This is a genomic window from Paenibacillus sp. FSL L8-0333, from assembly GCF_037965665.1.
Lineage (GTDB): Bacteria > Bacillota > Bacilli > Paenibacillales > Paenibacillaceae > Paenibacillus_AQ > Paenibacillus_AQ odorifer.
The window spans coordinates 1980666-1991755 of sequence record NZ_CP150186.1 but is presented as its reverse complement, the minus strand read 5'-3'; the positions used below and the strand labels follow the sequence as shown (position 1 = coordinate 1991755).

At 44.1% G+C, this 11090-nt stretch carries 7 protein-coding genes; 1 reads left to right on the top strand and 6 read right to left on the bottom strand.

The features are described from left to right. The first annotated feature begins 4 nt into the window (after positions 1 to 4). Positions 5 to 1168, top strand: a complete 1164-nt coding sequence (yhbH, locus tag NYE72_RS08560; RefSeq protein ID WP_036684553.1) for a sporulation protein YhbH — start codon at positions 5 to 7, stop codon at positions 1166 to 1168. Between the two features lie 774 nt (positions 1169 to 1942). Here the strand turns inward: yhbH and NYE72_RS08555 are convergent. The 6 genes from NYE72_RS08555 to NYE72_RS08530 form a co-directional block, all read right to left on the bottom strand. Then, on the bottom strand, positions 1943 to 3448 hold the full coding sequence (locus NYE72_RS08555; RefSeq protein ID WP_038569578.1) for an alpha-glucosidase/alpha-galactosidase: 1506 nt from the start codon (positions 3446 to 3448) through the stop codon (positions 1943 to 1945). A 121-nt stretch (positions 3449 to 3569) separates the two neighbouring features. Continuing rightward, a complete protein-coding gene (locus NYE72_RS08550) occupies positions 3570 to 4484 on the bottom strand; it encodes an AraC family transcriptional regulator (protein WP_036684557.1) in 915 nt (304 codons plus the stop codon). Between the two features lie 167 nt (positions 4485 to 4651). Next, the gene (locus tag NYE72_RS08545; RefSeq protein WP_051491335.1) at positions 4652 to 6706 is read right to left on the bottom strand and encodes a methyl-accepting chemotaxis protein; all 2055 of its coding nucleotides are present in this window, start codon (positions 6704 to 6706) and stop codon (positions 4652 to 4654) included. Between the two features lie 97 nt (positions 6707 to 6803). Next, positions 6804 to 7646, bottom strand: coding sequence for a sugar ABC transporter permease (locus NYE72_RS08540; RefSeq protein WP_036684372.1), 843 nt, complete (start codon positions 7644 to 7646; stop codon positions 6804 to 6806). Next, on the bottom strand, positions 7643 to 8956 hold the full coding sequence (locus NYE72_RS08535) for a sugar ABC transporter permease (RefSeq protein ID WP_036684375.1): 1314 nt from the start codon (positions 8954 to 8956) through the stop codon (positions 7643 to 7645). Before NYE72_RS08535 ends, NYE72_RS08540 begins: the two co-directional genes overlap by 4 nt. A gap of 107 nt (positions 8957 to 9063) precedes the next feature. Then, entirely contained in the window at positions 9064 to 10395 is a 1332-nt protein-coding gene (locus tag NYE72_RS08530) for a maltose ABC transporter substrate-binding protein (RefSeq protein ID WP_036684378.1), read from the bottom strand. Between the last annotated feature and the right edge of the window lie 695 nt (positions 10396 to 11090).

Below are 11090 nucleotides of genomic sequence, written 5' to 3'. Positions count from 1 at the left end.
CATCCTGTCGCAATCATCCGGTCCCTTTTCCTTCGTAGTCTCAAAAGAAGATTGGTCCCTTCATCGTAAAGGTCATCAGGATCAGGAACGCCATCAGCAAAAGGTCAGAGAAGCCATCAAGGATAATTTGCCTGACCTCGTTACCGAAGAGAATATTATTTTGTCAGGCGGTAAGCAGATTGTGAAGGTTCCGATTCGCAGTCTGGATGAATACCGGATTATTTATAACTTCCGTAAACAGAAGCATGTAGGACAGGGGGACGGAGAAAGCCAGGTCGGAGATGTGCTTGGGCGCGATTCACAATCGGCACAGCCAGGCAAAGGAGAAAAAGCAGGCGATCAGCCCGGTCAAGACACCGTGGAAGCAGAGGTCAATCTGGAAGACCTGGAGGACATTCTATTTCAGGATATGGAATTACCACATTTGAAGCCTAAGAATAAGGAAGAGATCGAGGTCAAATCCATTATTTTTAACGATATTCGTAAAAAAGGGATGATGTCCAACATCGATAAAAAACGTACGCTGCTGGAGAATCTTCGGCGCAATGCAAGCAGCGGCAATCCCGGCATCCACAGTATCAGCCCAGATGATCTGCGCTACAAAACATGGGATGATATTAGAACCCCTCATTCCAATGCGGTCATTATTGCCATGATGGATACGTCAGGTTCGATGGGTTCTTTTGAAAAATACTGCGCCCGCAGCTTCTTCTTCTGGATGACCCGTTTTCTGCGCCGCCAGTATGAGAAGGTAGAGATTGTCTTTCTCGCCCACCATACGGAGGCTAAGGAAGTCAGTGAGCATGATTTCTTCACCCGTGGCGAAAGCGGGGGAACGATTTGTTCCTCAGCATATCAGCGAGCGATTGAAATTATCGATAGCCGCTACCCGCCAGCACAGTACAATATTTATCCATTTCACTTCTCCGATGGTGATAATCTCACCTCCGACAACGAACGTTGTGTGAAGCTGATCGGAGAACTGCTGAAACGAAGCAATATGTTCGGCTACGGTGAGGTGAATCAATACAATCGTAGCAGTACCTTAATGTCAGCTTATCGCCACCTGAAACATGAACAATTCATGCATTATGTCATTAAAGACAAAAAAGAAGTGTATCAGGCGCTGAAGACCTTCTTTAGTCCAAAGGGTACGGTTAATTCTTAATGCCCCACTCCAAAACGCGGGTGTCCCAAAAGCCAAGAATGGCTGATGGGACATCCGCGTTTTTGGCGTTGCTCCTTCTTGAACAAAACAACAAACTTCGTAAATTGCGTCATCTGGGTCCGTAGGCATCGGGGATGGGCAAATAGCGTCATCTGGGTCCGCAAGATCAGGGGATACGCAGAATAGTATGTAGGGCAACTTTGGGATTACTGGGGGATCGGCGCATTCGGACACAGATGACCTTATAAGTAGCTTTAGCGCACATTTGGATTGCTATCGGACCCCATAGCTACTATTAGCATGAAAAACACCAAAAACGAGCTTCATTCTGAGCAATAGCTGCACTGGGGTCCGAAATCATGCTCCAAAGGCGATAAATTGCTAAATAGTGTCATCTGGGTCCGTAAGTATCGGGGATGGGCAAATTGCTCATCTGAGTCCGTAAATATCAAAGAATGCGTCAGAATAGTATGTAGGGCAACTGTGTGGGATTACTGTAGCGCTCGGCGCTACGGTATAGATTAAAAAATAAGCCAGTGAAATTAAACTAACTTTCTTTTTTCAGTTACATAATAACTCCTACTATACACCTAATTTCACAATTTGGATCGGCACCGATAAACTTGTACTCCCCACCCATGTCAGCTTGTTATCGTAAGCTATGACTGCTGTTTTGTTTTTCCCCGCTTAGATTTCCACCATGCAAATAACCTCCAATCTCAAACTCTGGAATGCGGAGGTTATTTATAGTTAAAAAGCTTTCAACGCTACAGCCTAATGAACCTTCTCTCTATCCTTGCCTTTATCAGACTCACCAGCATTTTTGTTCGCTGCTTCCCGGTCCTGCATCATCTCATCCACCGTCTTCACCTTCAGGCGAGCAGCGCCCTCGTTGTTAGCGTTCGTTGGGATAAGCTCTCCTGAAGCCAAACGTTCCTTGGCCCTAGCAATAGCTTCGCTGTATTGAGGCAGCCACTGTTCCCCTGCGACGAGCATCTCATCGACCATCTGCCAGATTTCTTTTGGATTACATACAGCACCAACGAGTGGGTCCATCATAAATGCCTGACGCAACAGCTTATCATCGCCGTGTACAGCTGCTTCAACCGCCAGACGTTGCACTGAAATGCTCACGTTACATACGGCGGCAGGCCCAAGCGGCAATTCACCTACCAATGGCATGGAGATCCCGTTCCGGTCTACATATCCCGGTGCTTCGATAATGGCGTCCTCTGGTAAATTAGAGATTACGCCATTGTTCACTGTATTAAAGTGCCCCCGGTACACTCGTCCCGTTTCCAATCCTTCTATAATATAAGAGCCGTGCTCTTCCCCGCGATTCTCCTTCGTATACTCCAATGCCGGGTCTTTCATCCAGTTTGGAAAATCGGTCTCGAACCAATTCCGACCTTCCGTGCAGACACGCAGATAACCGCCTGTTTCTCCGTTAATCCAGCTCCCCAGATCGATCCAATCCATAATTTCATCACTGCGTTTACGATACCATGGCACGTACTCACTTAAGTGTCCATTGGATTCTGTACTATAGTATCCAAAGCGACGAAGCATATCGATGCGCACTTTTTCCGTACGGCTGAATTCCGGATGTTTCTCAAAAGCCTCTAAAAGACCTTCGGTCAGATCCTTCCCCTCATGACTTGCTGAAATATACCAGGTCTGGTGATTGATGCCCGCACAGATAATATCAACTTCGGATTTCTTAAGCCCATACACATCCGCAATTTGTTGGTGCCCATGCTGTACACCATGACATAGACCGATGGTCCGAACACCACCATATTTATTGCAGGCCCAGGTCAGCATAGCCATCGGGTTCGAATAGTTAAGCAAAAGCACATCCGGTGCTGCCATCTCCCTAATATCACGGCAAATATTCAGCATCTCCGCAATTCCGCGTTGCCCGTACATGATACCTCCCGCACACAGAGTATCTCCCACACACTGATCGACTCCGTATTTTAAGGGAATGTCCACATCCGTAGCAAAGGCTTCAAGCCCACCCATCCGAATAGTACAAAATACGTACTTAGCATCCTTCAGTGCTTCTCTGCGATCCGTTGTCGCCTGAATTTGTATATTTAAACCATTCTCCTTAATATCACGCTGGCATAGCTCCGTGACCATCTCCAGATTGTGGCTGTTAATATCCATAAATGAGACTTCGATATTTTTAAATTCCGGTACAGTTAGTAAGTCCCGCAACAATCCACGGGTAAATCCAATGCTGCCTGCCCCTATAAAAGACACTTTAAATGACATGGTTATCATCCTCCGGTAATGAATTGGTTGTTCCTGTCCATTGTAGCAAGGGACCTGAGGAAAGCGTAACCAATATCATGACCTCTTTTGAAAGAAGGTGTCAAAAATCCTAACCTATCTACTAAAAATCATGCTCTTCATAACTCCAGGCGTGACGCTCAATGGAATTGCGGAATTCTACAGGCGTGCAATCGGCGTATTTTTTAAAAAGAAGGTGAAAATATTGCCTGCTGCTAATTCCTACGTAATCTGCAATTTCAGCAATCGGGATGTCGCTCTGCCCAAGCAGCATCTTCGCCTTCTCCATTCGCAGCATATTCAAGTAATCGCTGAGTGTCCGACCCGTATGGCTCTTAAAAATTCGATGCAAATATCCGGGATGCAGATTTACTGCGGCAGCGATGTCCTTAACCTGAATGTTCTGGTCATAGTTCTGATGCAGAAATTCGATGCTCCGGCGCACATAAAGCTGCGAGGGCTGTTGGCTGGTATGAAGCTGCTCTTGCCGAAGTCTGGATAATCGCAACAGAAGCTCACAAAATAATAAATCAACCATACTCCCCCCCTTCCCGCCGCTCTGATCAAGCTCTAACACAAGTCCCTTTAGAACATGATAGATTTCCTCCGGATCAGGCATTACTAAACTGGAAAAAGGAAGCTGCAGCATTTCTGCGAGCGCCGTTTCTTCACGGGCTAGCTTGCCGACAGAGGGTGCAACCCCTCTATATTCCATGAAGCCAAATTCCACATTTAGCATCCGACAAGGTGCCCCCTCTTCAACAATCAGCCTATGCGGAACATTCGCGTCTAGGATGATCAATTCTCCCCGCTTCAGCCGAACTCTCTCTTCTCCTCCTGAGCTTGGACGGACATCTACGATACAACTTCCTGAGATCAAATACATGATTTCCGTTGAATTATGCTGATGGTAAGACATATTGTAGTTATTCCACTGTTTATAATAGTAAGCAAAAAAATGAGGACTATAATCTCCCTCGATTAAAACCTGCTGAAAAAGACTCCCGCTGGGGCTCAGATTTAAGTTCGTCAATGGATCACTACTTTCTTCATTTATTACTTAATACAAGTGTATCTCTTTAGCCACTTCGAAGACAAGATAACGTCCGATAGCAATCAAATCAACAAAAACGAGCAACTCTCCATTATATTGGAAAATTGCCCGTCTCTATTAGAATAATATTGTCATACTTGAAAAGAAACCAAAGAGTGCTTAAGATCGGCTGCCAAGCCCTCCAGCTTTTCCGATAGGGCAACCAATTCCTCACTAACCGTGAATTGCTGAGATGACATAGAAGCTACCTCCTCCGTCGAAGCAGTGGTTTGCTGGACGATGGAGCTTACGCTGGCCATGGATTCACCGAGTTGACGCTGGAACTCAATCAGTTCGAGGACAGAAGCAGAAGATTCACTAATATGTTTCATGAAATGTTCCATTTCCTCTTTGACACTCGCGAATATCGTTGACGACTCTCTTACAGAAGAGATTTGTTCACGGAACTTAGGAGCGGCTTCATTGATATCCTTAACGGTGTTCTCGATATGTAGACCAATCTCTTCCGTGATCTTGGAGACCGATTGAATCGATTCATTCGACTGGTTAGCGAGCTGCCTGATTTCATCAGCAATCACTATGAACCCTCTACCTGCCGCACCTGCTCTAACTGCTTCTATGGTAGCATTTAGTGCCAAAATATTGGTCTGCTTATTCACAGCAATCATAGGGCTGAGTATACTGCGAATTAAATGAGTGCTTTCTCTGAGCTTAGTAGAATTATCTTGAATTCGATTGATCACCTCTACCGTAGACTCACTCTGCTCTACCAGCAGCTTCATCAGCTCTGTACCTTGATTGCTAACCTCAATGACCCGTTCTGCTGAATGGTCCATCACTGTATTTATTTCCGTCACTTCACTCATTTTGTTGCCGATAATCTCAACATTGTGATAACTGCGTTCGGCTTCAACAGCGAGGCTGGCTGACCCCGCTGCAATCTCACCGGTAGCGGTCGCAACCTCTCTGGCATGGAGGGAGATTGTACTTGATGCTTGTACTAATTGTTCCGAAGTAAGGAGGACCTCATCTGCCGAATTCCCGCTCTGCCTTGCAAGTAAGGAGATCTGCTCCATCATTTTGTTGAAGCTTTGACCCAAGCGGCCAATCTCATCTTTGCCCTTGAAATTGGTTCGTACCTGTAGGTTCCCACGCTCTCCTTCCTCCATCAAGATTGCCAGCTTACCCAGCGGGCGCCCTACCAATCGAACAAGAATATAACCAATTAGCAGTGCTATTAAGGCTGCCGCCAGCACCACAGAAAATGTGATATATAAAAGCTTGTCCGCAGACTTAGTAAAATCACTGACAGGAGCATACCCCATAAGCATCCACTTGGCAGTCGCCAGGGGCTGGTATACAACAAGCTGAGAACTTCCGTTCTCATCCTCCGCTGTAAATGAATGATTTTGCTCTTTCCCTTGTTCTTCTGAAACTTTTATGTAAGAGGATTGACCCAGCTTGGCATGATCCGCACCATACACAATGCTGCCATCCGCACTCAAGATACGAATTTCACCGGTCATCCCAATCTGAAGGTTAGACAGCATTTCAGTCATGGCCTTCCCTTTCACTTCGATTAGCATGTAATACTCCGCTTCGGGATGTAAAAGATTACGTAGCAATCTCCCCATAGTTAAGGATGGCTCAGTATAAGCATCAAAAAAGCCTTTCTCACGAACGGGAAACCAGACTGGCTCTCCTTTAGCTGCGGCAATTTGCTCTAATCTTGCGGAAATGCCTTCATCACTACGAATCCCACTTATGCCAGCAGACTTATAAGATTCTGAGTCTACCAAGCTCTTGGATACCAGCCTGACGCCATACATCCGCTCATCAGACCCTTTTACCAAGTCCAGCTTTCTGCGAATCCGATCTTCAGCACCGGCTTTGTCCACAGTTGTAAGCTCGCCACTATTTATTTTTTCTAAATCACCCTTTAACACAGAGTCGAGTGCAAACTGCCTTGATAGTGCCTCATACTCTGCCAGCACAAAATCCAGCTTGTCCGCTGCCTGAACTACAGATTGTGTGGAGGCTGCAGCAACCTCATTCGTAATGATATTTTTAGCGGCAAAATAGGAAGTCAATCCTAGCACGGAGGATAAGAGAACTATAGAACTAAATAAAATAACGAACAGTTTAACTCCAACAGATTTAAAATATAGAGTCCAGGACTTTTTCATTAAGTTCACTCCCCGTGACGAAATAAGGGTACAGCCCTCCATTTCTGTATAAAGGCTGTACCCTGATCATTTATTAGCATGAAGCGAGCGAATGGGTTTACCCCTTACTAGCTCCTGCTGTCAAGCCATCTACTAGCAGACGTTGCAAGAATACAAACAAAATCATAATTGGAATGGAGATCAAAACCGCACCCGCAGAGAACAAGGTAAAGTTCGTGTTTTGGTTCGTGTTAACCATATCCCACATTCCGACTGCGACCGTCCAGTTCTCCTTCGTCCGCAAAATAAGTCTGGCGAAAATGAAATCCACCCAAGGACCAACAAACTGAGTCAGCGCCATGTAAGTGATCATAGGACGTGACAAGGGTAAGATGATCCGCATAAATATCCCGAAATTACTCGCCCCATCTATTCGAGCCGCCTCATCCAAAGAACGAGGAATCGTATCCAGGAACCCTTTAGCGATAAAGGTCCCACCCAGCGGTGCCCCCGCCGCATAAACGATAATTAACGCAATATGTGTATCCAGCAAATTAAACTCTTTAAGCAGCATATAAATAGCGATCATACTCATAAAACCAGGGAACATACCAAGAATCAATACGGTGGATAACGCTGTTTTACGCGCTTTAAACCGGAATCTGGATACGGCATAACTGGTTAACAAAGTAAGAACTACCCCGATAAGCATCGAGAACACAGCTATTTTCAAGGTATTGGCATACCAAGTCCCAAACATATAGCTGGGTGATGTGAACAATTCTCTGTAATGTGATAAAGTGAATTGCTCGGGAATAAACGTTTTGCTGTACAATGATTTACCAGGTCGGAAGGAAGCTAAGAGAATCCAAAGGGCAGGATAGAGTGCAGCTATCGACAAAGCAATCAAGATAATATAACTACCTGCTAAGCGAATAATGTTCGCGACTTTTCTGCTCATTGGATCATATCCTCCTCTTTAAATGACTTCGTCCGGCGGTAATTGTACAGGGAGAATGAAGCGACAATGATAAAGATAATAATCCCTATTGCCGAAGCCATGTTGTTTTTATTCTGATCAAGCGTTAATTTGTATAACCAGGTTACTAGCAAGTCCGTAGAACCGGCATATTGATAGTCACCATTTACCGGACTACCCCCAGTTAATAGGAAGATTGCGTTAAAGTTGTTGATGTTACCTGCAAACTGCGTAATCAAGGTTGGTGCTGTGGAGAATAATACCATCGGCAACGTTACGATACGGAACTTCTGATAACCCGATGCTCCATCCACCTCAGCAGCTTCATACATATCCCGTGGGATAGTAGTCAGAACGCCCATGATAAGCAGCATAGAAACAGGAATACCTACCCACATATTAACGATAATTACGGTAACCTTAGCCCAGAATGGGTCAGTCAGCCACGGTAATCCATCCAATCCAAAATACCCCATGTATTGATTGATAGGCCCGAATTGACCGTTAAATAAGTTGCGCATGAGCAGAAGCGAGATTAACTGTGGCACCGCGTAAGGCACAATCAGAATTACTCTCCACATTCCTTTGAAGCGAATGCCCTTCTGACTCACCAGCAAAGCGACCAACAGTCCTCCGAAGTATGTAGTAATGGTTGAAAGAACTGCCCATATAATTGTCCATGTTAATACACCATAAAAAGTGTGGCTCCATGTCTTAAGGACCAATAAATTACGAAAGGTCTGAAATCCAACCCAGTCCACCAATTTGGCGGGTGGAAGATGATCAGGTGCGGAATAGTTCGTAAAGGCCAACAGGATCATGAAGATAATAGGCATAATAGTAAAGAATAGAACACCGATACCCGGCAAGACTAGAAACGCTTGAGCAAACTTGTAATCCAGGATATAACGAACACTTTGTTTAAAAGTGTTTGCCTGAAGACCGTTATCACGTTTTTCTCCAATCTTGTAAGCATCTCTGATATTCAAATACCACGCGATAATCAATAGAATAAGAATAAGGATGGTGATCAAGCTTTGGATCATAATATAAATCGAGTGATCACCGGTAACCATCTTGGCGATCCCCTTCACTTTAACCAGACGACTCGGATTCTCTCCTAGTGTTACAATGCCCCATAAGGAGTTGGCAAGATTCTCAATAAAATAAAAAACGGCTACAGCTTCTACGGCTAAATATAATATTCCTTTAACGAATTGGCGGTTATATATTTGTCCCAATCCCATAAAAATCGTCGACAGTATTGCGGCCCTCGTGCGATGTCGTTGCATTTCGCTTCCGTTCTCCTCTCCGAGTGAAAATAAGAAGCTGCCAGCCGCTAAACATGCGGCGGGCAGCTTGATTCACTGTATGCTGTTAAGACAGTGAATTATGATCCTTATTGAGATGCACTGTTATTCAAATCTTTGATTTGTTGTACAGCTTTGTCCATTGCTGCTTTTGGATCCCCATTTTTATCCCAAATTTCTGGAAGGGCAGCATTTACTGGACTCCATACGTTACCCATTTCAGGGATAGAAGGCATCGGTTGGGAGTTCTTAGCTTGTTCTGCAAAAACGGACACATAAGGATCGCTAGAGATCTGTGGATCAAGAAGCGCCTCGTTGTTTGTAGGAACCGAACCAATCGTTTTGTTCAGTAACAGCTGAGCGTCTTTGCTTGAAGCAAAATTCGCATACAATTTAGCAGCATTCGGATATTGAGTAAACGAGTTAACTGCGAAAATTTTAATACCAGAGAATGTAATTGCTGTTTTGCCATTCACTGTAGGGATTGGAGCAATACCAAGGTTGTCACCAAGAGCTTCTTTGTATCCTCCAAGCTCCCATGGACCTGTGATATCCATAGCTACATCACCAGAGTTGAACAAGCTGCGTTTGATATCACTGTTGATATCACCACTCTTAATTGGCAATGCTTCCTTCAATTTCACAAATTCTTTAAGTCCTGCAATTGCGCCATCGTTAGCAAGACCGATATCATCTTTATCCGTACCATCCTTACCGAAGAGGTATCCGCCATCGGATGCGATAAACATGTAGTTGAAGTACACGTTTCCTACTTCCCACATAATTCCATATCTATTTTTCGATTTATCCGTGAATGTTTTGCTGAATGCAAGAACATCATCGAATGATTTAGGTGCTTCTTTAACAAGCGATTTATTGTAGAACAATGCATAAGTTTCTGCTGCTCTTGGGTAACCATACAATTCGCCTTCGTACGAAGATCCGATAATCGAAGCTTCAGTATTGTTAGCTTTTGTTTCTTCACCGAAGACATCGTTAGGAAGAACCAAGCTCGCGCTTGCCGCTTTACCTAAGTTATCGTGAGGGATAAGAATAACGTCTGCCGCTAATCCTGAAGGACCATCTTGAGTAAGCTTAGTTACTTGATCCGGGGGTGCCAATTCTTCAACCTTGACTGGAACGTTATATTTTGCTGTGAACTGTTTAGCAATCTCATCTGCAAAAGGTCTTTCTTCTTTACTTTCCCATACCACTAGAGTTGCGCCATCTTCAGGTACGATTTCATCTGTTACTGCTGCATCTGTGCTCTCTGGCGCTGCAGTCTCTGTAGTAGCGTTGTTAGTAGCTTTTGCTGCGTTGTTGCCCCCGTTATTCGTACTGTTGTTGTTCGAACCGCATGCTGTAACGGACAGAGCCATTGAGAAAGCTGCGGTGATAACCATCATTTTTTTCAATTTCATTACTTTAACCCCTCCCAATTTTTAAAAACGTAAGATGGAAAATAGTAGTGCTGCAATCTGCGCAAACGATTTCAGAAAGGCTAAAAAAAAAGTTCTTCTTTTAGCTTGCTCCTTCTGTATCTGCATTTCACAGGTACGAAAGCGCTTCATTCATGAGTACATCATACAACAGTAACGATTGTTTTTAAAAACGTTTGCATATACTGTATTGGGTCATTTTCCATTAATTGATATACATTATAGGCATATATCTCCATTTTTCACATGATATCTTTTAATTAGTCGATAATTCATGTGTTTAATATTGGAATATCTATTTTATTTGCCCCTAATATGCCACATTTTCTCTATTTCAAGAGATTTCTCATAAATTAACGTTCACAATGCTCGTTTACTTTAGTGAAATTTAGTGCAATGGTTTGAACAAGAGTATTGAAAGCCCTTTTATTCCATGCTATAATCCAAAACGTTAAGAGGCTGTCCAGCATGAAGCACAACATCTCTTGTCTGCCTCCTGTTCTATACAATTAAAAGGCAATGTTACTTATCAAAGGTACAACCTCGGGCAAGCTATTTCGCGGTGGCTGTGCCTCTTTGTTATGTGCTACTCTGCTACTGATTTAGTGCATGTTGCATAAAAAACTGTGCAACCAATAACAATAGCGACATTCTACATTCCACGCGCTCTGTGGAGT

Excerpts from the sequence above, each read along its gene's own strand:
- NYE72_RS08535 (WP_036684375.1), bottom strand. The coding sequence starts at position 8,956 with ATGCAACGACATCGCACGAGGGCCGCAATACTGTCGACGATTTTTATG.
- NYE72_RS08540 (WP_036684372.1), bottom strand. The coding sequence starts at position 7,646 with ATGAGCAGAAAAGTCGCGAACATTATTCGCTTAGCAGGTAGTTATATT.
- NYE72_RS08545 (WP_051491335.1), bottom strand. The coding sequence starts at position 6,706 with ATGAAAAAGTCCTGGACTCTATATTTTAAATCTGTTGGAGTTAAACTG.
- NYE72_RS08555 (WP_038569578.1), bottom strand. The coding sequence starts at position 3,448 with ATGTCATTTAAAGTGTCTTTTATAGGGGCAGGCAGCATTGGATTTACC.
- NYE72_RS08530 (WP_036684378.1), bottom strand. The coding sequence starts at position 10,395 with ATGAAATTGAAAAAAATGATGGTTATCACCGCAGCTTTCTCAATGGCT.